25 protein-coding genes are annotated in these 23,865 nt (G+C 35.2%); 6 read left to right on the forward strand and 19 right to left on the reverse strand.

What is annotated here, in order from left to right:
- Positions 1-2: 2 nt before the first annotated feature.
- From VB798_RS09510 to VB798_RS09545, 8 genes are all read right to left on the reverse strand, one after another.
- Positions 3-803 (reverse strand): hypothetical protein, encoded by an 801-nt coding sequence (locus VB798_RS09510; RefSeq protein ID WP_323258241.1) that lies wholly within the window; start codon positions 801-803, stop codon positions 3-5.
- 17 nt (positions 804-820) lie between these two features.
- The gene (locus VB798_RS09515) at positions 821-1,195 is read right to left on the reverse strand and encodes a hypothetical protein (protein WP_323258242.1); all 375 of its coding nucleotides are present in this window, start codon (positions 1,193-1,195) and stop codon (positions 821-823) included.
- A gap of 34 nt (positions 1,196-1,229) precedes the next feature.
- Positions 1,230-1,808: a hypothetical protein gene (locus VB798_RS09520; protein ID WP_323258243.1), complete on the reverse strand. Its 579-nt coding sequence runs from the start codon at positions 1,806-1,808 to the stop codon at positions 1,230-1,232.
- Between the two features lie 45 nt (positions 1,809-1,853).
- Entirely contained in the window at positions 1,854-2,048 is a 195-nt protein-coding gene (locus VB798_RS09525; RefSeq protein WP_323258244.1) for a hypothetical protein, read from the reverse strand.
- Positions 2,049-2,122: 74 nt separating this feature from the next.
- Positions 2,123-2,962: a hypothetical protein gene (locus VB798_RS09530; RefSeq protein WP_323258245.1), complete on the reverse strand. Its 840-nt coding sequence runs from the start codon at positions 2,960-2,962 to the stop codon at positions 2,123-2,125.
- Between the two features lie 63 nt (positions 2,963-3,025).
- Positions 3,026-3,586, reverse strand: a complete 561-nt coding sequence (locus tag VB798_RS09535; protein WP_323258246.1) for a hypothetical protein — start codon at positions 3,584-3,586, stop codon at positions 3,026-3,028.
- Position 3,587: 1 nt separating this feature from the next.
- A complete protein-coding gene (locus VB798_RS09540) occupies positions 3,588-4,058 on the reverse strand; it encodes a hypothetical protein (protein ID WP_323258247.1) in 471 nt (156 codons plus the stop codon).
- Positions 4,051-4,791: a hypothetical protein gene (locus tag VB798_RS09545; RefSeq protein WP_323258248.1), complete on the reverse strand. Its 741-nt coding sequence runs from the start codon at positions 4,789-4,791 to the stop codon at positions 4,051-4,053. Before VB798_RS09545 ends, VB798_RS09540 begins: the two co-directional genes overlap by 8 nt.
- Positions 4,792-4,966: 175 nt before the next feature.
- Here VB798_RS09545 and VB798_RS09550 point away from each other — a divergent pair, with 175 nt between their 5' ends.
- A complete protein-coding gene (locus VB798_RS09550) occupies positions 4,967-5,185 on the forward strand; it encodes a hypothetical protein (protein WP_323258249.1) in 219 nt (72 codons plus the stop codon).
- Between the two features lie 473 nt (positions 5,186-5,658).
- Here VB798_RS09550 and VB798_RS09555 read toward each other — a convergent pair whose 3' ends face one another.
- The 7 genes from VB798_RS09555 to VB798_RS09585 all read right to left on the reverse strand — a co-directional run bounded on the left by VB798_RS09555 (position 5,659) and on the right by VB798_RS09585 (position 9,338).
- Entirely contained in the window at positions 5,659-5,805 is a 147-nt protein-coding gene (locus VB798_RS09555; RefSeq protein WP_323258250.1) for a hypothetical protein, read from the reverse strand.
- Between the two features lie 200 nt (positions 5,806-6,005).
- Complete coding sequence (locus VB798_RS09560) at positions 6,006-6,248, reverse strand: hypothetical protein (protein ID WP_323258251.1); 243 nt, start codon at positions 6,246-6,248, stop codon at positions 6,006-6,008.
- Positions 6,249-7,868 (reverse strand): rolling circle replication-associated protein, encoded by a 1,620-nt coding sequence (locus VB798_RS09565; RefSeq protein ID WP_323258252.1) that lies wholly within the window; start codon positions 7,866-7,868, stop codon positions 6,249-6,251.
- 74 nt (positions 7,869-7,942) lie between these two features.
- The gene (locus VB798_RS09570; RefSeq protein ID WP_323258253.1) at positions 7,943-8,209 is read right to left on the reverse strand and encodes a hypothetical protein; all 267 of its coding nucleotides are present in this window, start codon (positions 8,207-8,209) and stop codon (positions 7,943-7,945) included.
- Positions 8,206-8,568 carry a hypothetical protein gene (locus VB798_RS09575; RefSeq protein ID WP_323258254.1) on the reverse strand — a complete coding sequence of 121 codons (363 nt, stop codon included), beginning with the start codon at positions 8,566-8,568 and terminating at the stop codon, positions 8,206-8,208. Before VB798_RS09575 ends, VB798_RS09570 begins: the two co-directional genes overlap by 4 nt.
- Positions 8,569-8,784: 216 nt before the next feature.
- Positions 8,785-9,081 (reverse strand): hypothetical protein, encoded by a 297-nt coding sequence (locus VB798_RS09580; protein WP_323258255.1) that lies wholly within the window; start codon positions 9,079-9,081, stop codon positions 8,785-8,787.
- The gene (locus VB798_RS09585) at positions 9,069-9,338 is read right to left on the reverse strand and encodes a hypothetical protein (protein WP_323258256.1); all 270 of its coding nucleotides are present in this window, start codon (positions 9,336-9,338) and stop codon (positions 9,069-9,071) included. Before VB798_RS09585 ends, VB798_RS09580 begins: the two co-directional genes overlap by 13 nt.
- Positions 9,339-9,473: 135 nt before the next feature.
- Between VB798_RS09585 and VB798_RS09590 the strand changes: the two genes are divergently transcribed.
- On the forward strand, positions 9,474-9,818 hold the full coding sequence (locus VB798_RS09590) for a helix-turn-helix domain-containing protein (protein WP_323258257.1): 345 nt from the start codon (positions 9,474-9,476) through the stop codon (positions 9,816-9,818).
- A gap of 162 nt (positions 9,819-9,980) precedes the next feature.
- On the opposite strand, the gene VB798_RS09595 is transcribed toward VB798_RS09590, so the two are convergent.
- Both VB798_RS09595 and VB798_RS09600 read right to left on the reverse strand, forming a co-directional pair.
- Positions 9,981-11,408, reverse strand: coding sequence for a sulfatase family protein (locus VB798_RS09595; RefSeq protein WP_323258258.1), 1,428 nt, complete (start codon positions 11,406-11,408; stop codon positions 9,981-9,983).
- Positions 11,409-11,565: 157 nt separating this feature from the next.
- The gene (locus VB798_RS09600; RefSeq protein WP_323258259.1) at positions 11,566-12,858 is read right to left on the reverse strand and encodes a serine hydroxymethyltransferase; all 1,293 of its coding nucleotides are present in this window, start codon (positions 12,856-12,858) and stop codon (positions 11,566-11,568) included.
- 224 nt (positions 12,859-13,082) lie between these two features.
- Here VB798_RS09600 and VB798_RS09605 point away from each other — a divergent pair, with 224 nt between their 5' ends.
- Positions 13,083-13,658 (forward strand): peroxiredoxin-like family protein, encoded by a 576-nt coding sequence (locus VB798_RS09605; RefSeq protein ID WP_323258260.1) that lies wholly within the window; start codon positions 13,083-13,085, stop codon positions 13,656-13,658.
- A 164-nt stretch (positions 13,659-13,822) separates the two neighbouring features.
- Here the strand turns inward: VB798_RS09605 and VB798_RS09610 are convergent, their stop codons facing one another.
- Complete coding sequence (locus VB798_RS09610; RefSeq protein ID WP_323258261.1) at positions 13,823-16,945, reverse strand: glycoside hydrolase family 3 N-terminal domain-containing protein; 3,123 nt, start codon at positions 16,943-16,945, stop codon at positions 13,823-13,825.
- Between the two features lie 460 nt (positions 16,946-17,405).
- Here VB798_RS09610 and VB798_RS09615 point away from each other — a divergent pair, with 460 nt between their 5' ends.
- The 3 genes from VB798_RS09615 (at position 17,406) to VB798_RS09625 (ending at position 23,404) form a co-directional block, all read left to right on the forward strand.
- Positions 17,406-18,008 carry an RNA polymerase sigma factor gene (locus VB798_RS09615; protein ID WP_184130771.1) on the forward strand — a complete coding sequence of 201 codons (603 nt, stop codon included), beginning with the start codon at positions 17,406-17,408 and terminating at the stop codon, positions 18,006-18,008.
- 517 nt (positions 18,009-18,525) lie between these two features.
- The gene (locus VB798_RS09620; protein WP_323258262.1) at positions 18,526-22,479 is read left to right on the forward strand and encodes a S8 family serine peptidase; all 3,954 of its coding nucleotides are present in this window, start codon (positions 18,526-18,528) and stop codon (positions 22,477-22,479) included.
- A 199-nt stretch (positions 22,480-22,678) separates the two neighbouring features.
- Positions 22,679-23,404, forward strand: coding sequence for a head GIN domain-containing protein (locus tag VB798_RS09625; protein ID WP_323258263.1), 726 nt, complete (start codon positions 22,679-22,681; stop codon positions 23,402-23,404).
- Positions 23,405-23,514: 110 nt separating this feature from the next.
- Here the strand turns inward: VB798_RS09625 and VB798_RS09630 are convergent, their stop codons facing one another.
- The gene (locus VB798_RS09630) at positions 23,515-23,856 is read right to left on the reverse strand and encodes an ArsC family reductase (protein WP_323258264.1); all 342 of its coding nucleotides are present in this window, start codon (positions 23,854-23,856) and stop codon (positions 23,515-23,517) included.
- Between the last annotated feature and the right edge of the window lie 9 nt (positions 23,857-23,865).

Below are 23,865 nucleotides of genomic sequence, written 5' to 3' on the forward strand. Positions count from 1 at the left end.
AATTAGGCTTTTATGTAGGCAAATTCTTTTACAATTAATCCGTTTAGTCCGTAATTAAGGTTTACAAGTCCAACCTGTTTTTCATAAGGAATATCTACTTCCCAAGCCGTATATGGCACACCAGCGATTGTAATTTTACGCTCTCTGACAAAATCCCCAACGTAACCCGAACCTTTACCGAAAACCGTGTAATAAGTGGTATTCTTATCAACTTGATAAAGCACCTTGTTTGAATCGTTGGCGGAACGAATATTTACTTTGCCAGAAGCATTACAATAAACAGCAGAACTAACTGCGGGCGGTTTAGGGGTTTGCACGCTTGCAACGCCCCCAACCGTTGTAATTTGTTCACCCGTATTTCTTTGAAGATTGGCGTTGAATTGTGCGATTTGGTCAGAATCAAGAATCTTTTCCAAATCGGTGTACAAATCAATTTCATATAAATCTTTGTAAAATTTGGCTACTTGTGTGTAATTGGTAATGCGTTCGGATATTGCTAAAACTGCTTGTTCGTCACCATTTCCAACGTGCCAACTACCTAAACCCCAAATCTTAAGATTAAAAGCTTGTGAATAGATTGCGGTATGGAGTTCAACCGCCAGTGACCCGTGAACGTCTGACAGTGCATTCGTTTTGTTGAGGTTGTGAACGATAATTTTGTACACGCAATAAATAACAACGCCAACTAATCCCCAGCGAATAAGCTTTTTGTTTTGTTCCCCAATTTTGATACTAGAAAACAAATCTTTAAGATTTCCGAGTAAAAGAGTTACTACACCGAGAATAAGATATAATTGTGGCATTGTGTGAGTTTTTTAAATTATAAACCGATTGCGGAAAGTATGGCAGGTTGAAACATTTTAGGGATTTGACCCAACAAATCAACATTGTACTCATCTTTCGCAAATGCGAAAATACATTTTGGATTAAAGTCCCCTTTTTGGTTTAGGAAGTCTTCACGACCTAAAAATTTACCTACTACAATCATCAATTGTTTGTTACTTAATACTGTGATTGAAGACGGGTTTTGAGCAATAACAGATTGAACGTTTTCTAACATTTCACAAGCGGATTGTTGATAAAATACGCCAGTGTGTGGGTTTGTAAACTCGTTTCTGATAAAATCATTAAAAGCTTTTGAAGTTTCTTCGTAATTAAATACTCTTTCTGAAACTTGAATTCCTGTATTTTCCATAGTTGTAAATTGCAAAAAATGATGAATGTATTTTTTAAGATTTTAAGCCAGCCCAACGGTCAACGACTGCTTTTGTTCCATTTGAAACGATATTGTTTAAACCGTCCTGAATGACGTTATTTCTTGAGCCGTTCACTTTGCCATCGTCTAACAAATCGTACATTTCGGTCTGAAATTCTTGAACCTGATTGAGTAAAGTATCAAATTTCTTTTCCAGTGTTGAAAACTTATCAAGCAACATTTTCAACTCAAATTCTTTTTCTTTTAATGCTAAAGCATCTCTAAGTTTTTCTTGATAAAGCCTTTCTAGTTCTTGCATATTGCTTGTTTGATTTCGTGATGATGGCTTTGCACTGCTTGAATTATTGACTACAAAATCAACAGTTAGATAAGAATTGTTTGGGTCTTTTAGATTGCGTTTTGCTCTGATTTTATACTCCGCATTTGGCAAAGTTTCAATTGCCTCGTTAAGTGCATCTACAGCACTTTCTAAATTCCCGTCTGGTTCATCATAAGCAAAAAGCCCTTGTTTTTTCTCACCTTGTAAGATTTCCCAAAACGGGCGTTTGTGCATTCTCAACCACTTTTCTAAATCCTTTGATTCGTATTTCATAGTCGTTGTAATTCCCCTATTTTTTAGATAGGGGAATTAATTAAATTATTTCTTCTTTGATAAACTCTTTGCTTTTTTCAAAGCGGATGTGTCACCAGAAAGCAATGATTTTTTCATTTCTTTTTCTGCTTTGACTTTTGAAACTGCTTGATTGTAAGCTTCAAGCTTTTCAGCATATTCGATACATTTCTGAATCGGTGCATTTGCCTTTGGTCTCTTTGGTTTTTTGATAAGTGCCATTGTTTGACATTGGGGTTTTAAAATATTAGCGAAAACCCCAATTACGGGGCTTTCAAAATCATTTTTGGATAACGCTAAACTCTGATTGCTTTACGTCTTTTTGAACTTGATTTCTTTGCGTTCGGAGTAAGGAAAGTTGGTTCACCGTTAATCATTGGCAAAATCAATTTCCAGAAAAGCAAAAAGACAAGAATCGCAATACCAACAGCATAAACAGGGTTGGCAGTAATCCAGTCGAGCGGAGCGGATAATAAAGCGATTTTGGTAGTTACTGTTTTGCTTGGTACAGCATAAGCACCGTTTACACCCGTTACGGTTACGGTGTGGGTTCCGTCCGTTTGTTTGGCGGTGGTATAGATTGAATCCGTTGCAATTACTTGTGTTCCACCGTCGATAGTGATTTTGTCACCTACGTTCAAACCTGAAATAGTAATTGTACCGTCACCATTTCCAACTACTGTGAAAGCCGTTGAAGTAAGACCAGCAACACCACCAACAACCGCCACTTTTGGCAATGCGTTAATGGTAGCAGGAGTTAAAGAACCAATAGCCGCTTTTCCATCAGGCACCCAAGTCAAATTGGTAATTTCTGGAAAAAATGCAGCAACTAAACCAGCATCAAAAGGCAAAGGTACACCGTCGGGATGGCGTGCATTACCTACACCATCAAGCGTTAAAGCTTCAACAATAGCAGGTGCAACGGTCAAATCATTTCGGAAATAACCAACACTAGCGTACATTCCCGCCACTGGTTCAACTAATAAAATATCATCTTTCAGATAATATCTAAACACTAAAGCACCGTTTTCACGATGAAAAGAAGCAAGGAATGTTTTGTTATTTGAATCCATACATTCCGCTAAAACTGCGTTGATTCCAGTGTAACCAACGTTGCGAACAAACTTAAAAGCCATATTTTTTTAAGATAAAATGTGAAATATAATTTTGAGAGAGAAAACCTTTTTAATGTGCCAATTTTACTTTTTGGCTTTTGATGCTACAGTAGCCACCGTTGGCGGTGAACTGTTAAATACTTTATACAAACCCCATCCAGCCAGTACTACAATTACCCATGTGAGCGGTTTGGAAAAGTCAATTCCAAAGTAGGTACTGTTTACGGGTGTTGTTGGCGTAATTGGGTTTTTGTTCTGAATAACGTATTGTATTTGACCAGACTTTACAAACTCTTCTACCTTCGCTTGGTCAATATTACTTATTGAGATTGGCGAAATCGGGTCTTTTAAAACTCCACCTTTTTTAAGCAAATCCAGAAAACTATTTCCGTAATACAAAACACTGTTTAGGGTATTGACCAACGCCGTGTTTCCATTTGCTTTTGCATCATCAACAGTTTTTTTAATGTTGGTAACTGTACTTGCGTCAAGCGTTGAGTTTACTTGTGTTGGTGCTACAGCCCCCGAACCGTCAGGATAAAAGCCCGTTGGTATTACTTGTGTTGGGTCGTCAGTCCATGCACCCCATCCAGTATCGTACCAATTGCCAGTTAATGGCTTTTCACCATATACATAATTTGCCATATCAAAAAATTTGTGAAATGTTGAGTGATTGAGAAATTGAAATTGGAGCGGTAAAACCATAAGCCCCGATATTGCCCTCAAAATCAAACTTGATAGTTTTCAGTTTTAGCAATTCCAGTACGCTATACCCCAAAGCTTTTGCAAGGTCAAGCGTTGTGCAAACTATGTTTACGTTTACTACGCTTATTCCATTTGGGCGTATAGTTTGCGGACTGTTAAGCGAACATTTACCGACGTAATTAGTATTGACGTACAAATCAATATTGGCTTTGTTGGCAATAAGGTCAACACTATCAGGGTTGTTGATAACAAGCTCTTGAACCCAAACCAAAAAGCCATTTTCAAACTTTATTTGCTTTGGATTGCCTACACTGATTTGCAAGCCCTTCAATGCGTTGAAACGACGCCAAAAGAAAACGCCCAACCAAGCGACCGCCCCCAACACAAACCATGTTATTAATCCTTTACGCATTATTACGAGATTTTAAAATTTGATAGCCTAGAAAAATAGCAATACCACCAGCGATATAATTCTGATTTTTTGAAACAAAATCCGTGATTGATTGCGGAACGTTGGCAGAACTTACAGGCGTGCTTGTTTGTAAGTTTGATAAACCTGAACCATCCACAGAACCTACATTATTGTTTTCCTTTGGCTTTGTGATAAGGTCGGGAAATTGTAAAGCAAATTCTTTTTTGTATTCATCAATAAATTCAAAAAAGCAGTTAACAAGCTTTGAAAAGTCATCAAGAATCAAATTTTGCACATACTGTACTTTTCCAGAAGAATCCGAAAGCAAACCAGCCACTGCAAAAACTATTTCGCCATACGGTGCCATCTTAGCGAAATATGGCATGAGGTTTATACTTTGCAGATTTGAAGAACTTGAAAGAGACGATTCATAAGCATTTGCTTTGCTTGACATTATTTGCCAGAATTTTATCCCTCTTCTTCCTTCAATGTTATCTTCTTTTCGCTGAACAAATTGGATGTTAGGTTCAAAAGTTCTATCAACATCATTTATCCAGCGAACCCATACACGGCAACCAAGTCTTATAATTTCTTGATTTTCCGCAAAAGCTTGACTTTGTAACGTTGGTGATAACCAAGGCAAATTCTTCAAAATATCAATCTTTAGCGTTTCGGCTAAATCATCAATTTTTTGAATGTAAGCTCTTAGTTTATCGTTCGTTTGAAATTCCATTTGTGCTTTTTTTACACACAAAGATTATTTTGAATAATTAAAACTTAATTTAAGTTTTGTCGAAAACGGCCGTTTTCGGTCGAAAAGTGGTCAACATACTAACATTTTTGATAGTTTTTGTACGAATTTTTCACTAATTTTAAGTATAGTAAAAACCATCAAAAACTTTTAAATCATGGCAAAAACTAAAGTACTTTGGAGCAAAACAGACATTTCGACAATTGTAAACATTAGTAATACTCAGTTAGGGAATTACATTTCTGAAAATGTAAAAACAGAGATAGGATTCAAGGCAGGACAACAGCGATTTAAGGATATAGAAGTATATAAAATACTAAAAGATATGTTTCCGTTAAGAAATGACGCTGAAATCAAGGAATTAATAGGGTATTGAGGGCAATTTCAGCCGTTTGATTATCTGAAAACCTACTGAAAAACGCCTGAAATTATGCTGAAACTTTTCTGAAATAAATCTGAACGTTTTCAGAAAGCTTTTTAAATCCGTTCTGAAACATTTCTGAATACCTGAAACCACTCTGAAACAAAACCGCCCGCTAAATTGATTTTTAGCGGGCGGTTTTGTTTGTGGTATTAATGAAACTATAAGACTTTATTAAGAAGAAACACAAACAAATAAACCATTTTTTTATTAAAACTACTTTTAGTAATATCAAAAAACAAAACATATTCATTTTCCCATTCCTCAAAAACGTCACTATCATACATTATATCATGAAGTATAAGTTTAAGCATAATCCTACGCCATCTTTTGTTTTGTTCAACTTCATTTTTATTCAATCTAATTATTATTTTCATGATTATTTTATCGTTCTAAGTTGTACAAAATCAATCCTTTGAGTATTCCAATCAAATTTTATCCCAAAGGTCATTTCCGTCTTGTTTACCAAACCAAAAATTTATCCAACGATATTTTAATAGATGAAATGGCGGTAAAACAATTCTAAGTATTTTCAATACAAACATTTCTTTGATAGTTATTTTATCGTTCATCATTTTAAAAGCATAATAATATATTTTGAAAAGTTTTGCATTTCAACCAATAATGCTTTTTCTTTCACAGCTCCCTATAAGCACAATCTTGCTTTATAATTTGAGAAAGTAACCAACTATCAATAGCTTCAATACGACACTGACAGTCCAAAACCTTATCATAACATTCTTTTGCGATTAATTTTTCATTTTCCATTTTGCGATTATTTATGTGTTATTTGAAATGTTACTTCGTCAAGTCCAATTGTTTTACAAGCTTGGTAGTAAGCAGGAAAAAACTCATTGAGATTCCAACCGACTGACATGGCATGGAGCATCCAATTTTGTTCTGTGAGACGGTCGAAAGTGATATGAAACTTAAATGAATTATTTAAAATATCCCCTTCGTTAGTAACCTCCCAGTTACCAAATTTTGCAACAATTGTATTTTCTTTTTTAGACTTCATTTAATCGGCGTAAAGCCGTAAGTATAAATTTTGGTAATGGCTTTGGTAAGCTTCTTTGATTGGTTGTGAAAGCTTTTCTAAGTAATCAATTTGCTTTTTGGGTCTAAAAACTTTCTTCTTTTTCTTGGTACTGTGGTCAGTAATTTGTTGATAGTCACCAAGGGGAACAACTTCGCAAAACTCTGAATCTATCATTTTTGCAAGCCGTTTTTGTTCTTTCTCAGGTACTTGTTTTTTAACGTTTTCGACGTACTCACTAACAATTTCGTTATCTCTGAATTGAGTAATATTTCTTTCAAAGCGGTCAGTAGTATAAAGTACCTTTAGTTCCGTGGTGAAAGATGGTGCTGAAATTTGTTTACCGTTTTCACCATCTGAAAGATTTCTACTTTTGCCCCAAATCCGACCTTGAACTTTACGGCTTTCAAATTCTACGATGTACTTTGTTTCATCCAACCAATCATTATTATTATCCCACGAACCGCCTTCTTTGAGCGTGTAGATATAGCCATCAATCAACTTTTGATTATCTGCAAGCCGTGGCGTTTTAATATCTGATTTTGAAACATATTTTGTGATGTAAGCAGAAATTGAATTGATGTTATTCAGTTTGTGAATATCTGAGGTATTCGGGTTTTTCCATCCCTCAGAAACTCCCTTTTCGTATGCGTTGACTTGCATCCTATAAGCCAACATTTTTGCAGAATCGTAGTCTAAACCAAAGCCCTCAACCTTTTTTACTTTTCCACCAATAATATCATATTGAACCTTTTTTCTATCAAATACTTTATCGGAAAAATGTTGATGAAGAAGCCCGTTCATAAAGTCTTTTACCAAAGGACAATCTTTGTATTTAGTATCAGGAATGTATTTTGCATCTTTTAAAGCACCTTGAAATACATATTGCAAATTTTCAATTTGCTTTTCGAGTTGCTCTTCACGCAAAACGAAACCTTCTTTGTAAATATAGTTTTGAGTCATTCGGTACATATCCACATATCCCAAACGGTTAATTAGTTGATTCCACCGTTTTCGGATAGCTTCATGGTCAATCCATCTATCCACAATTAAATGGAAATGCAAATTCCCGTTTTTCTGACTTTCAGCACGCCAGAGGTAACATTTAACATTCCAACCTTTTTTTATTTCCGTGGCTTTGACCCATTCCAAGAACGGGTCAAGGCATTCGTTTTTGATAAGATTGTCGTGGTGAACTTGTTTACTTGGAAGTGTTAAAGTCACAAACGTTACAAAGACATCATCACGACCAGCACAATCAAGCGAGCAATTCAATTCGATAGCAGTGAGCCAATTTTCAACAATTCGTTTCACGTAACGTGATGTTGCTTGAGACATATAACCGTTAAATTCGCCTTCGTTTGGTTTTATGTTTTCACGAGACTTTTCGGACTGTTGAGCATTTGGCTTGGTGAACATGGTATGAGTAACAATTCCGTGAGGTTTAAGCGTTACATTTTTTTCAATGGTCATGTAAACCGTGTCACTCTTCTTTTCCTCTGTTTCTCTTTCCTGAACCTTTTGAGATTGCGTTTTCTTAGGCTTCTTTCTTTTGGCTTCTTTGATCAGTGTTTGACTACCATCAATGTCGTATTGAATCATAATGTTCTATTGATATTTTTTGAGAGAGAAAAAAAAGGGAACTATCGACGTTAAGATAAACCAATAGGTACGCTTCAAGATTTTTCCGCTTTGTCACGGGTTAATTGAACATTAAGTACTTTGTAAAGTGCTTTTTTTGAAATGTTCAAAATCTCTATTTCGTCCGCTATTTCTTCAAAAAGCTTTATATTCCGTTCCTGAGAAGCTGAAAGCAACGAAGGAGACGAAACACTATCAATTATATCTTTCGCTTTGTCACGCAAGAACTTTACTCGCTTTATGGCTTTTATCTCTGCTTCCTGTTCGTAAATAATGAGATTGGTTATTTCTTTCAGCGTCATATCATGTACTTAGCAAAAAGGTCATTAAAAAACATCCAAGAACCCGTTATATTCTCAATAACCTCTTTTAATTCACAGGCTTGAAATTCGTGCTTTTGGAAGCCAAAACGCCAAAAACGGAAACCTAAAAGTTTACTCGTTTCGGTTACTGTTTCGTTGGCTTTGTCGTGGTCAACTTTGTACAATTGTATTTGTCCATTCCTGAAAAGAGTGATTTCATAGCACGTACTTTCATCAATCATTTTGTACTGAGTGTACAGAAAATTTGATTTTTTGATACAATGCGGGAACTCAACGGACATAGGGATATAGTCAACGATGTTTGCACATTCGTCGAAAATTGGCATTTCGATTTGCATGATTGTTTGTGTTTTTAGATGTGGGTTATCTCATCATCTTTGTTGAAGTGTTCAAGGTAGTTTTTAATCATTTTGATAATGATTGAAAGAATAACGATAAGCATAAACGTTACTCCTGAAAAAATAATAGCTCTCATAACACATAAAAGAAAAATGTGAAGATTAAGAAACAAGTACCGATAAGAGTAATAAAGTCGGAAATGAGTTGTTTTGAGTTCATTTGAAAAAACTGTTAAAGGTTTGTTGTTCTTTAATTTTGTAAACATTTAAAAGCGGAGCTTGGTCTTTACTTTTATAAACCCTACAAAAAACCTCATATAAAGGATTGTTAAAACATTCAACTGTGAAAGAAAATAAAGACATTTCTGTTAAAGAATCTTCAATAAAACCGCAATCATCTTTCATCCTTTCAAAAACCGCTCTAGGCAAATCCAGTTTTTCAAAAGCCAATATCAAAGCGTTTTTCCCATTATCAGTTTTTACTTTGTAATAGTAAAGATTTAAAAGTTCCATGATGCTACAGGATAAGGGATTCCAGCTAAATCAAAAACCTCTTCGTTACTCTTCAAGCAGTACTTTTGTTTTTCGTTAAGTTCAAACCAGTTGGCTATTGTATTGGCTTCTTTAAAGCTGAATGAAGTTCTAAAACCTTTGAGCCTGTTATAAACAGCATCTTCGCCCAAATAAAACTTTTTCATTACCATTTCACGAAATATTTGTTTATCCGCAGTTGATAAATCATCATACATTTTTCTAATCGTTTCTTTCATTTTGTTATTTTTTTGTTAATAAATACACATTTTTGTTTAGTTGCGTTATATTTACGACAGTATTACAACACATTTGCGATACAATACTAGAAATTTGTTAAGTAAAAAACAAACATTAACTAAACTTTTTTCAATATGATACCATTAAAAGCAGTAATAGAGAAAGAGTTAGAAAGAAAAAATCTAACTAAGAAAGAATTGATTGACAGCATAGGAATGACAGAAACAGGCTTTTACAAGATGATTCAGCGTAATGACATCAAATTGTCAACTCTTGAACAAATAGGAAAAGTATTGAATATTCCTATTGAATCTTTTTTTACAAACCTAGAAAAAAATACAGTCGAACCAGACAAAAGTTTGACAATTTGGGAAGAAAAAGAAAAGAATTACAAGAACACAATTGAAAACTTATTACAGACAATTAGACATTTGAGTTTGGGAAAGCGTAAAAGTACCTCTTACGCCCTTAGTGCCTAATATTTTTTTTTGATGTTGGGTACTGAGAGAGGTACTCTTGCAAAGTTGGCTTTGCAACGGGCTTATTTTCAGTTAATTAATAAAAGTGCAGAAATTCAGGAGAGGGAGCAAAAAGCCTTAAATCATACGATTTAAGGCTTTTTTGTTTTATATGTTCCAAGTCTAATTCGCTCTCTTTCCAATTGCTCTTCTATTTTTTCCAGCTTTACCTTGCAAATCATCACCCAAATCTTCACGGGCTTCATCGGCAATTTTCATTAATGTTTTGGTTACTTCTGGAAAATCAAGCTGAACATTATATCGCTCGCTTGGGTCTTTGCTCAAATCAAATAAACCACCCATGAAATTATAGTTTTCATTTACAGCTCCGGGTAAACCATCTTTTCCGGGAGTAAATCCTTCATAAGTACGTCCTGAATGAGGAAATACTAATTTCCATTTTCCATGGCGAACAGCTTCAAGATTATTTGCACGATAATAATATAAAAAAGTATCTCGTGGCTTTTCTGTGAAATCTCCTTGTAGCAATTTCCAAAGGCTAACGCCATCTATTTTCTTTGTAGGAAGTGGTGCTCCAGTTACTTCTGCAATAGTTGGCAGAATATCCAAACCCGAAGAAATATTATTACAAACTACTCCTGCTGGAATTACTCCTTTCCAAGTCATCAAACAAGGGACACGTTGTCCGCCTTCCCATGTTGTGCCTTTGCCTTCTCTAAAGCCCCCTGCACTGCCTGCATGATTTCCATAATTGAACCAAGGACCATTGTCAGAAGTCACGATAACAATCGTGTTTTCGTCTAATTTTAAATCTACTAGTGTTTTTCTGATTTGTCCAATACTCCAATCCAATTCCATCAGAACGTCGCCAAAAAGTCCTTGTTCCGATTTTCCTTTGAATTTATCAGAAACAAACAAAGGAACATGTGGCATTGGATGAGCCAAGTACACAAAGAAAGGCTTATCCTTATTCTTCTGAATAAATCCGATAGTTTTTTCTGTAAACTGTGTGGTAAACTGACTTTGGTCGGGGTTAGTAGCAATTACTTTATCGTTTTCAATCAAAGGCAAAGGAGGATAATAGTTTTTAGCCACTGGATGATTTGGCCACATATCATTAGAATATGGAAGTCCAAAATATTCGTCAAAGCCATTTTTGGTAGGTAAAAATTCAGGAAGATGTCCCAAATGCCATTTACCATAAGCAGCAGTTGAATATCCCTGTTTCTTTAATAGTTCTGCAATAGTTTCTTCTTCTGGATTCAAACCTACTTTAGCAGTATGGTCTAAAGCACCACTAAAACCAACACGATTAGGATAACAACCCGTAAGTAATCCCGCTCTTGAAGCAGAACAAACAGCTTGTGGAGCATAAAAATGAGAAAAGAAAAGTCCTTCTTTTGCCATTTGATCCATATTAGGTGTTTGGTAACCAATTGCACCAGTTCTGCCTATATCGCCAAAACCCATGTCGTCAAAGTAAACTAAAACAATATTAGGTTTTCTTGTTTTGGGTTGACTAGCCTGAAAAGAAAAAAGTGAAAGGAGAATAAAGAAAATGCCTAATAGCGACTTGTACTGTATTTTCATGATTTATATTTTAGGTTCTTGTTGTAATGAATGTAGAAATATAGGCAAATTTTCAGTTTTTATTATCCGAGATTAAAATGAGGTGCTAAAAGCCGTATAAAAACAAAACCCTGATAATTGTGAAATTATCAGGGTTTCGAATTAATCAATGAAATGATTAAACATATAATGGAAATTCTTCCATCCATTTGTTTACTTCTGTCTTCACTGAACCTAAATATGTATCGTTATCGTGGTTCATCAATACGCTGTCGATTAATTCCACAATGTGTAACATTTCTGCTTCTTTCATACCACGAGTAGTCATCGCAGCAGTACCAACACGCATACCAGATGTAACAAATGGAGATTTGTCATCAAATGGAACCATGTTTTTATTGATAGTAATATCCGCTTTAATCAATGTGTTTTCGGCCAATTTACCTGTTAATCCTTTTGGACGTAAGTCGATAAGCATTAAGTGATTATCTGTTCCGCCAGAGATAATTTTATATCCTTTATCAACAAATGCTTGAGCCATTACTTTGGCATTTTTCTGCAATTGTTCAGCATAAATTTGGAAGTCGTCAGTAAGGGCTTCTCCGAAAGCAATTGCTTTAGCGGCAATTACGTGTTCTAATGGACCACCTTGTGTACCTGGGAAAACTCCGCCATCTAATAAAGCTGACATTGTTTTCAATTCCCCTTTCAAGGTTTTTAAACCGAATGGATTTTCAAAATCTTGACCCATCATAATCAAACCACCACGAGGACCTCTTAAAGTCTTGTGAGTAGTTGTCGTTACGATATGGCAATGTTGCATTGGGTTGTTTAATAAACCTTTAGCAATCAAAGCCGATGGGTGAGAAATATCTGCTAATAAAATAGCACCTACTTGGTCTGCAATAGCACGTAAACGTACATAATCCCAATCACGAGAATAAGCCGAAGCACCACAGATAATCAATTTTGGTTGTTCTTTCAAAGCGGTAGCTTCTACTTTATCCCAATCAATCAATCCTGTTTCTTCTTCTACACCGTAGAAAAATGCTTGGAAGTATTTACCAGAAAAGTTTACTGGAGAACCATGCGAAAGGTGACCACCATGCGAAAGGTTGAAACCTAAAATTTTATCGCCTGGGTTCAAGAAAGACAAGAAAACCGCAGCGTTTGCTTGTGCACCAGAGTGTGGTTGAACGTTTGCCCAAGTAGCACCGAACAATGCTTTTGCACGCTCGATAGCAATTGTTTCAACTTGGTCAACTACTTCGCATCCGCCATAATAACGTTTGCCTGGTAGTCCTTCTGCATACTTGTTTGTCAAAACTGAGCCTTGAGCTTCCATTACTTGCTTTGAAGTAAAGTTTTCTGAAGCAATCAATTCGATACCGTACTCCTGACGGTGAGCTTCTTGATTAATCAAGTTGAAAATTTCGGTATCTCTTTCGAGCGTGAAAGTTGCTGTTGCCATTTTATTAGAAGATTGCACGGGTTAAAAAGCCGTACATGGTTGGTTCTGTTAAAGAAAATCAACAAATTGTTATAAATTCATCAATAACCTGTGAATTTATCGGTAAAAATACTGCTTAAAAATGGATTGTGAAAACATTTTTCTAAATGTCAGCAAGCTTACCTTCCAAGAAAAGAAAATCTTTGAAATTTGTGAGGAAAAATCAACTAAAATCAACAAAATAAATGAAAAAATTATTAATAATTCTGCTAACAATCAGTGTTTTATCAGTTTTTGCCCAAGATGGCCCAACAGCATTAAAAATTGGTGATAAAGCACCCGATTTTACAGCGAAAGATCACGTAGGAAATATTGTTAGTTTAAAAGAATTAACGAAAAAAGGAAAGGTAGTCGTGATGTTCTATCGGGGAGCTTGGTGTCCGTACTGTAATAAATATATGAGTCAGATAGAAGAAGCATTACCCAATTTCTCTGCGAAAAATGCCACGGTAGTTGCCATAACGCCAGAACCAGAAGAATCTATCAGTAAAGCCGTTGAAAAAACAAAGGCTACGTTTTCAATTATTTATGATAAAGACAGAGCAATCATGAAACAGTGGAAGGTAGCGTATGAGATGTCGCCCGAATTACAAACTAAGTACAAAGGCTATGGCTTAGATTTGCAAAAACAACAGGGAGATTGGATGTTACCAGTACCTGCAACTTACGTAATTGGCAAGAACGGTAAAATAGAGTTCGTTCACTTCGACGAGAATTACCAGAAAAGAGCAGAAATTAAAGATATTTTGATGAAGTTGTAAAGAAAGTGATTTGAAAATGTTAATTATGAAATTGAAGTATCTTTTGATTCTGGAAAAATGTAATAATTTTTAAATATTAATTATCAGATTAAAACATTTCCAGATTTTGAAAAGATGTGTCAATTTAAAATATTAATCTTCAAATTGACACATCTTCAAATCAATTATATTCCTTTCTTAATTGCCTGATAAATTACTTCGTTGATATTTGTTCTTACATTCAAGTCAGAAAGTTTAGAATTGTTTCTTGTTGGATATACTCTATTGCAAAGAAAAACATATACCAATTGATGTTCAGGGTCAACCCAAGTATAAGTACCCGTAAAGCCAGAGTGCCCAAAACTAGTAGCACTAGCACTTGCTGCCGCACTGATGCCTGCACGCTTGCGGTCTGGTTTATCGAAACCTATGCCTCTTCTACTGTTTTCTTCCACTGAAAAAGGATAAGCTGTCCATTCTTTCATAGTAGATTCCTTGATAAATTGTGTGCCACCATAATATCCATTTTGAAGATACATCTGCATCAATTTAGCCAAATCTTGTGCAGTACCAAAAAGCCCTGCATGACCCGAAATTCCATTTAACATAGAAGCCCCTTCATCGTGTACTCGTCCATGAATTAGCGTTTTACGATACAGAGAATCATATTCTGTAGGTACAATTCTTGATAAAGGGAAATGTTCACGAGCATTATAAGTCAGCGTAGTTGCGCCCAAAGGTTTATAGAAAGTATCTTTTAAGAACGATTCAAAATCTTTCCCTGTTAGGCGAGGAATGATTTTTGGGTACATATAATAAGATAAATCTGAATAAACATATTCCTTTTTCTCTCTCAGCGGAGAATCTTCAATGGCTTTATAAACGGTTTTGTTATAGTCTTTATGCAACCACAAATTATCAGCTACTTGTACAGAATAATCGCCCGATTTGGTGTAAGAAAAAGTCTTTGATTTCCAAATGGTTGGGTCTTTTACCAAATTGATACAATCTTTCCAAAGGGCTTTATCCGTTTGAATAATTTGGCACATTCTAGCCAAAGCCTTTTTATGACGGAATAATTTATCCCAGAAAGTAATAGCGTATTTATCAGAATATTTTTCTTTGTAAATTTTACTGGCTAATACCATTTTGGTAGAATCAATACAATCCATCCAAAATGGAATCCAAGCTTTTAGGCGAGCTTGATGTGTAAAAATATCTTTGTAAACCAAAGGTGCTTTATTTGAGTTTGCCCATTCAGGAATCAATTCTCCCATCGTAGTATTCAAAGTAAATTTGCCTTCGTCTTCCATTTTCATCATCGCAGGTACAGAAGTACTGATTTTGGTAATAGAAGCTAAGTCATATAAATCGTTGGTTGTAACTGTTTGATTACCTTCATAAGTTTGTTTTCCGTAGGCTTTATGCAAAATCACTTTGCCATTTTTAGCAACTAAAACAACAGCTCCCGGCGTAGCTTTTTGTTTGATGGCTTCATTGACGATAGAATCAACTTTACTTGTTAAGAATTTTGTGTCAATTCCAACCGCTTCAGGCACAGCATATTGAAAACGTTTTAATGGTTCAGTTTTGATACCGTCGTTATACCTGAAAGTCATATTTACACCTACTGGCAATTTCCCTTTGGCGCCGATTGCACCGAAAATCAATTCAGCTACAGCAACAGATTCGTGCATTTGCGGACTTTCCTGATAAGTAGTAATCAAGGCTTTGGCTTTATCTAAGTTTTCAAATTTTGATAAAGTATAAGCATTTGAAAAAAGAGAGACGATTGTTTTAGACGAATTGGCAAATTCTTTCACCAATTCTTGAATTTTAGGGTGAATACTGTAATTTTTAGCAGGACGAACCGATTGTCCGTTTACTGCCATTAAAACCAAATTATAGTTTTTCAAAGAATCTCTAATTGCTTGAATGGCTTCATTGCTTGAGTTTTCATCTAAATTAAAATGCTGAACATCGGTATAATTTGAAAGCATTTTCTGAAAATCAGTAGGTTTTTTACTTCCGAAAGTCGGATTACCAATATTCAACGAAGCAATTTTTAAAGTATCAAGGTTTTTTAAGGGAATAATATTCTCTTCATTTTTTAATAAAGTAACGGTTTCTTCCGCAAAAGTACGGTTCAATACTTCTGATTTTTTAGGATTCAAATCAGCAATCAGATTTTTTGTTTCTATCGGTTTGTACTGGTCTAAACCTGCCCAAGCTTTTGCTGTTAGGATTCTCTTTACTCTTAAATCAATATCTGCTTGCGAAATTTCTCCTTTTTCTAAGGCTTTTTTGATGGCATTAAAAGCAGCAGGAACATCTATAAAAGTTTCTAAAATATCATTACCAGCTAAAATCGCTTTTACATTGGCAGTGCCTTCTGGAAAGAATTTCACAGCCCCTTGCATATCCATCGCATCTGTAAAAACCAATCCTTTAAAGCTTAAATCTTTTCTTAATAAATCTGTAACAATATTTTTAGATAAAGTAGAAGCAAGATTTTTAGTAGAATCTAACGAAGGAATACTTAAATGTGCTACCATTACCCCTTGCAAACCATTTTCGATTAATGTTCTGTAAGGAAAAAGTTCTAAAGAATCTAAACGAGTACGATTATGTGGAATTACAGGTAAATCTGTATGCGAATCAACGCCGGTATCGCCATGTCCCGGAAAGTGTTTAGCAGAAGTAATAATTCCTCCTTTTTGCAAACCACGCATATAAGCCAAGGCTTTTGAAGTTACTTTTTCACGGTTCTCACCAAAAGAACGGAAATTGATGACAGGATTATTCGGGTTATTATTAACATCAACTACTGGTGCATAATTTACATGTACGCCCATTCGCTTACATTGTTGAGCAATTTGCAAACCCATTTCTTCTAACAATTGTTCGTTTCCTTGCATGGCTCCTAAAGTCATTTGATATGGGAAACGAACTGTGCTATCTAAACGCATTTCTAGTCCCCATTCCAAATCCATTCCAATCATTAAAGGTACTTTAGACATTGCTTGTAGTTTATTTACTAACAAGGCTTGCGCTGTTGGACGGTTGCGGAACAGTACAAATCCACCCACATGATAATCTCTTACAATTTTATATAAACGAGCTGTATCGTAATCATAACTATAATTACCACGAGGCATCATTAATTGTCCAATTTTTTCATCGACAGAAAGTTTATTAAAAACAGAATCGACCCAACGCTGATTGGCATTTGGGAAAAGATTTTGAGCTTTAAGTTGAGTAATCAGAGAAAGTAAAAGTATAAAAGTGATGAAGCTGAATTTTTTCATACAGAAATTAAGATTAGTTGATACTGCAATTTACACAAAAAATATTGGTGAAGGCTCAGGACAGTACATTTCAGCGCAGACAAACACTATTGTTTTTGAGATATTGCGGAAGATAAAAAGTAATATTTTTTAACAAAATTTAAGAAATAAGACTTAGCTAGAAACTGAGCAATTTTGCTCAAAAGAATAAAATTTTGTCAGAAAACCTTCAACAATGATTAAATTTTGTATATATTTAGAACATATTTAAGAAAGAATGCCTAAACGAAAACCATGTTGTTAATATTTGTTAACGCTTTTAAAAAGTTTAGCATTTTTTTTGGAATTAATATTACAACAACTATCTTTGAATCAACCTTTCTTAACAACTACTAAAAAGAGTTTCTAAAATTCACTAAATAAAAATATAGGAGATATAATATGATATAAAGCTTTACGTTAACTAAATAGATTTATCAAAATGGAAAAAATCCATGTTAACGACAGCGAGCTTGTATCACGCTATATAAAAAACAGTGACGAAAAGGCATTTGAAACTCTTGTTCGCCGATACAAATCCAAAGTTTATACTACGATTTACTTAATTGTTAAAGACACCTTCGTGGCCGAAGATTTAATGCAAGATACTTTCATTAAAGCTGTTGACGTGCTTCGTTCGGGAAAATACAATGATGAAGGAAAGTTTTTGCCTTGGGTGCTTAGAATTGCACACAACATGGCGATTGACTATTTCCGTCGTGATAAACGCTATCCAAATGTCGTATTCGAAGATGGTAGCAGTGTGTTTAATACATTAGATTTTGCAGAAGATTCTTACGAAGATTTGCAAATTCGTGAAGAATCGCACGCACATCTAAGAGACCTGATTAAACGTCTTCCTGACACGCAAAGAGAAGTGCTTGTGATGCGTCATTACGAAGATATGAGTTTTCAGGAAATTGCAGACGCTACAGGCGTAAGCATTAACACGGCACTAGGAAGAATGCGTTATGCGTTGATAAATCTACGCAAAATGATGAGTAAACATTCTCCGAGCTATGATACAAACCTTTACGCAGCATGACGTTATCCGTTACGTCTATCAAGAAACAACGGAAGAGGAAAATCTTATGATTCAGGACGGACTAGTCCATGATTCTGAGATGTTAGAATTTTATTTAGATATGCTTGATGTGAAAGCAGGTCTAGATAAAAGTTTTCAACAACCTTCCGAAAGAAGCATAGACAATATTCTTGCGTATTCGAGAAACTATAAAGAAAATCATCAGGTCTTAGTTGTTTAGCTAAGGATTGATGATTTTTTTATTTGTGAAGCTGTACAAGGAAACCTCAATTATGGGGCTTCTTGGTACAGCTTTGTTTTTATGCAGTTTTTACTTTGCCTAAAAAAGAGTAATTTCCTTTTTGTTTTTTATACATTTTCATCACTAAAGCTATAATCACTTGATAATCGTAGGTTTAAAAGATTAAGTAAAAGAATAATCTAACAACAACGCAACGCTTCGTAGATTGTGGTTGTCTAACAACACAGAATCCTTATTTTCGGAGAAGTGTTACCTATCCATTAACAAGTAAATATCATGAAACAACTACTTACACTGACACTCTTACTTTTAGTATTTACTTCCTTCGGGCAAGAAAGAGAATTGTACAATAGTTCTCAACAAAAAAGACTACAAAGTTTATCTTCGGAATTATCTACAGTTCAAGATAATAACTATCAGAAAGCCGTAAAAATCGCTACAGAAAAGAAATGGCAATTGAGTGGTAATTTAAAGAACAACCGTTTTTTTAAATTATATGGAATTGATGAAACAGGACATCCGCTTTACTTAGCCACAGAAAGTAATGCGCAAGCCGCCACAACTACTCGTACCGACCAGCTTTATTCAGGAGGTTCTTTGGGCTTATCCTTGAATGGAAGTAGTGCTTCTGTTAAAAACAAATTAGGCATCTGGGATGGTGGTGCAGTACTTTCAACCCATCAAGAGTTAACATCGAGGGTAACTCAACAAGATAAAACAACGGGCACGAATATTCATGCCACACACGTAGCAGGTACATTGATAGCACAGGGCGTTTCGCCACTTGCCAGAGGAATGTCTTTTGGAGCAAGTTTAAAAGCTTGGGATTTTACCAGTGATAATGCTGAAATGACTGCTGCCGCTACGGGATTATTAGTGTCCAATCACTCTTATGGCTTTTTAGCAGGTTGGAGTTATGACGATACTCGTAGTCGTTGGTCATGGTATGGCAACACAAGTATCAGCCAAACAGAAGATTATAAATTTGGATTTTACGATAGCAATACGCAATCTTGGGATAAAATTGCCAATAATGCGCCATATTATCTTATCGTAAAATCAGCAGGAAATAATCGTGACGAAACAGGGCCTTCTGCTGGTGAGTATTATTATTTAGGTACTTCAAGCGATACGAGTTCGGTAGCAAGAAGTAAGAATGATGGCTATGATATTTTAGCAACAACCAGTACAGCTAAAAATATTTTAACAGTTGGTGCTGTAAGCGGCACAAATGGAAAAGCACCTCAGCAATCTTCTGATATTAAAATCTCTTCTTTTAGTAGTTGGGGACCAACAGATGATGGTAGAATTAAACCTGATATTGTAGCGGTTGGTGTAAATCTGCTTTCAAGTTCTAATGCTTCTAATTCTAGTTATACTATTTACAGTGGTACTTCAATGTCGTCACCACAAGCTGCTGGAAGTATTCTGCTGTTACAAGAATTGTATGCTCAAAAAAATGATGGTTTATTGATGCGCTCTTCAACATTGAAGGGTTTAGTATTACACACGGCTGATGATGCGGGAAATGCTGGTCCAGATTATATCTATGGCTGGGGTTTGTTGAACATGGAAAAAGCAGCGAAAGTAATTCTGAATGCTGATAAATCTTACGACATTTCAGAAAGAACCTTGGCTAATGGAGCTACTTTTACGCAAAAAGTAACAGCTTCTGGAAAAGGTGCATTAACAGCAACTATTTGCTGGACAGACCCAGAAGGAACAGTTACGACTGCAAGTGTTGCTAATTTGAATAATCGTACTCCCAAATTGATTAATGATTTAGACATTAGAATTTCGGATGGAAGCAATACTTCTTTGCCTTTTATTTTGAATCCTGACCAGCCTAGTGCATTAGCTACAAGAGGAGATAATATCAGAGATAACGTTGAACAAATTCTGATTCCAAATGCAATTCCTGGAAAAAGTTATACCATTACAGTTAGCCATAAAAGTACTTTGAAAAATAATACACAAGATTACGCTTTGATTCTCAGCGGAATTGGCGGTACAGAATACTGTGCTTCTACACCAACGACGATTCAAAACAATATTGAAAGTGTAAAATTAGGCGACTTGACAGCTGATTATAAAATTGCTTCTTCACAAAGTATTCCTTTGGAAATTAGTTTAAAAAGTACTTCGACAAAAAAAGTAAATGTTTATGTTGACTGGAATGCGAATGGTACATTTGAAGAAGCTACAGAATTAACGACAAGTTCTGGAGAACTTGTAGGAGTAACTACTTTTAAAGCTACAATAACTGCCCCTTCGGGTTTAACAATTGGAAACAGTACACTTGTAAGAGTGATTGCTGCTGAAAACTTAGGAACTGCCAACATTAGTAGCTGTGGAACTTATGCTCAGGGAGTTACGCAAGATTATAAAATTGAATTTGTTCGTCCAAGTATTGATATTGCCGTAGTTGATTTAATCAAACCTGAAACAAATACTTTCTGTGCTTCATCGTCGGGTACGGTTTCTGTTTCTTTGAGAAATATTGGAACGACGGCTCAACAAAATATTCCTGTTACAGTAAATGTTTTAGATGGAACAAGTATTGTAGCAACACTTACAGGGACATACAAAAATCAACTAAGTACTTTTAGCGAAGGAACGCTTGTATTAGATGGAAGTTTCACAGCAAAAGTAGGTGCTAGTTATACTTTTGAAGTAAAAGTAAATTTATCAACCGATCAAGATATTACTAATAATAGTAAAAGTTTTGTCCGACAAGTAACCGCTTCAACAGCACCAACAACAGCTCAAGCTACAGTTTGTGAAGGCGCAACTGCTTTGAGTATAAAAGGTACAGAAACATCTACTTTACTTTGGTATGATGCCCAAACAGGTGGAAATTTATTGTTCACAGGTAATACTGGCACATTTAATAAGCCAACTACAGCCTCTAAAATTTATGTCGGAGTAAATGATATTTCAGGTTCGGTCGGAGCTAAAGATAAATATGTTTTTGGCGGAGGTACTTATTATGAAACCTTCGGGCCAGAACCAATCATTGTTACTCAAACTCCTTTGGTGATTGAAAGTGCAAGAGTATATATCGGAACGGCTGGAAAAATTACTTTTACCATTTATCGTCAGTCGGATTCTACGCCAATTTCATCGGTAACATTGGATGTAACGCCAACTCGTACTACAGCCAATTCAACACGTTCGAGTAATCAATTGATAGATGATTTAACAGACCAAGGAGTTGTCTTGCCTTTGAATTTGTCAATTCCAGCAGCGGGAACCTATATTTTATCACAGGAATGTACAGATGGAGCTTCTATTTATAGAACAAACCTGAATGCCAATTCAACCGTTTCTGGAACTGATATTGTTGGTTATCCATTCACGATTCCTAACGTAATCAGTATTACTGGAGCAGTATTTAATGGTTCGACGATTAAAACGGGTTATTATTATTTGTACGATATGAAAGTGAAATCTTATGGTTGTCCAAGTAATAGAGTAGAAGTGCCAATCACTACACAAGCCGCTCCGAAAGTAATCATTACGCCTTCAAGTTCATTCAGTATTTGTCAGGATGATTCAAAATTATTAACAGCCAGCACAGGTACAAATTATACCTACCAATGGTTGTTGAACGGACAAAATATTACTGGTGCAACAACAACAACTTATTCAGTAGAAAAAACAGGTAATTATAGTGTAAAAGTCACAGAGAATGGCTTTTGCTCGGCTACTTCTACGACAATTACAGGAACAGTGATTGCACCAGTAATTCCAGCAGTAAAATTAGATGGCACAACATTAAGTCTGTCTTCTGGTTCAAATCCAGTTTGGTACTTGAGCGGGAATATTATTACTGATGCAACAACTAATACCATTGTTCCACTTCAAACGGGTGTTTACATGGCAAAAGTAACGGATGTAAACGGTTGTTCTGTTTTCTCTGAAGGCTATACTTTCACTGTAACAGCCACTGATGAAGAAATAAATTCGGTAGAAACGGCAAGGATTTATCCGAACCCAGCACCAGAATCATTTAAAGTAGAATTTAGCACGCCCAATAATCCAAAATATGTTTATGCAGAAATGATAAACATTATGGGTGTAACGATTTCGTCTAAAGAATTAATAAAAAATGATGGCAAGTATAGTGCTGAATTTGACGTATCAAAACAAAATTCAGGTACATTTTTCTTAAGAATTATTGCTGATAATTCATTGAAAGTAATTCCTCTTGTGATTGGGCGGAATTAATTATATTAAGCGTAAACTATACAAATGTTAAGCTGTATTTCCGTATGTTAGAGCAAGATTTAGGGTAAAACCGATGCTTTAATGTACGGAATTCTTGTTTTATGAAGATTTTAAGTACTAATCCATACAACCTGAGCGTTCTTTTTTGCATCTAAGTGATAGTTTTCAACAAATCATTCACAATAAGCAAATTAAGGATATGAGAAAAATAAGAAGTGTATTCGTGTTATTATTGACTTCTGTGTCGTCAATCGTTTTAGCACAACAAAGTCAGGATGTTACTTTGCAATCGTTCAATAAAATAGATATGCAAGGCATTATGCAAGTAGAATTAGTAAAAGGCAAAGTGAATAAAATAACAACTGAAGCTTTGAATGGTGCAAATCTTGAAGATTTAACAGTAGCTGTTTCTGGAGATGAGCTTTCGGTTAAAACTAAAATCTTCAAACAATTGACCGATAAAGATAATAACAAAAGGAAAGCCAGTACGCAGAAGTTATTTAAAGTAAGAGTAGAATATATCAGTGAATTATCAAGCATTAAAGTAGGTCGTGGAGCAGAATTAGAGGCGCAACAGACATTATCGGGAAATCGTTTATTGATAGATGCAACATCTGGGGCAACGGTGAAATTGAATGTAAATGTTAATAATTTAGAATTATCGAGTGTACAAGGTGCTATTGTAAACCTAGAAGGTAAAGCGCAATTTCAGCAAACAAGAGTAAATACTGGAGGCGAATTGTATGCTTATAATTTAGTAAGTGAAGACATAGAAATAAAAGCCAATACTGGAGGCGTTGCACAGGTAAGTGCAAGCAAAACATTAGACGCTTCAGCATGGACTGGCGGAACGATTAATTATAAAGGTAATCCTACCCAAAGAAACGTTAAATCGAATTTAGGAGGAGAAGTTCGTTCTAATTAATTTAAAGAATTTGACATTAAAAACAAAGGTTACGCAAAGTGGATATAATTCCATTCAGCGTAACCTTTGTTGATTTACTCCTTTCATATTTGTTTCTGAAAAGAAGTTACCTACTTAAAAACTTCTTGATAATTATCCGCATTAAAGCCCATCATTACGATATTTTTGCCTTCAATAATTGGTCGTTTAATCATGGAAGGTTTTGCTAACATCAATTCCGTAGCTGTTTCAGCATCTGTTGCTTTTTCTTCTTCGCTGAGTTTTTTCCAAGTAGTTCCTGCACGATTGATTAATACATCCCAAGGCTTTTGTGTGAGCCATTCTTGTACTTTTTCTTTATCAATTCCTTTCTTTTTATAATCATGAAATTCAAAAGGAATATCATTTTCTTTTAGCCAAGTCATGGCTTTTTTCATGGTGTCGCAATTGGCAATGCCGTAAACTTTGTACATGTTTTATAA

This window comes from Arcicella lustrica (assembly GCF_034930985.1).
Taxonomy (GTDB): domain Bacteria; phylum Bacteroidota; class Bacteroidia; order Cytophagales; family Spirosomataceae; genus Arcicella; species Arcicella lustrica.